At 70.7% G+C, this 386-nt stretch carries 1 protein-coding gene; it reads right to left on the bottom strand.

Features of this window, described 5'->3' with window-relative positions; genetic code table 11:
* Positions 1–386 (bottom strand): AMP-binding protein (locus tag HV826_RS36585; RefSeq protein WP_176421593.1); only part of this gene is annotated, 386 nt, incomplete at both ends.

Here is a 386-nt window from a genome sequence, read left to right as displayed (position 1 = left end):
TGTACGAATGGCCCACCACCCAGCCGATGTCTGAGGCGGTGAACATCACCTCGCCGGGCTGGCCCGTGTAGATGTGGCGCATGGACGCGGCCAGCGCCACCGCGTAACCGCCCGTGTCGCGCTGCACGCCCTTGGGCTTCCCGGTGGTGCCGGACGTGTAGAGGATGTAGCTGGGCTGCGAGGACTCCATCCACTCCACCGGAACCTGGGCGCCCTCGTGCTCGCGGCCCAGCGTGGCGAAGTCCACGTCGCGCTCCGGCGTGACGGGGCTGTTGGGAACAAGCCCCCGGTCCACCACCAGCACGCGCGCGGGCTGGTGCTTCGCGAGCGTGAGGGCCTCATCCACCAGCGGCTTGTAGGGGACGACCCGGCCCGCCCGCATGCCC

This window comes from Myxococcus sp. AM010, assembly GCF_013372585.1.
Classification (GTDB): domain Bacteria; phylum Myxococcota; class Myxococcia; order Myxococcales; family Myxococcaceae; genus Myxococcus; species Myxococcus vastator.
This window is presented reverse-complemented; position numbering and strand designations above follow the sequence as displayed.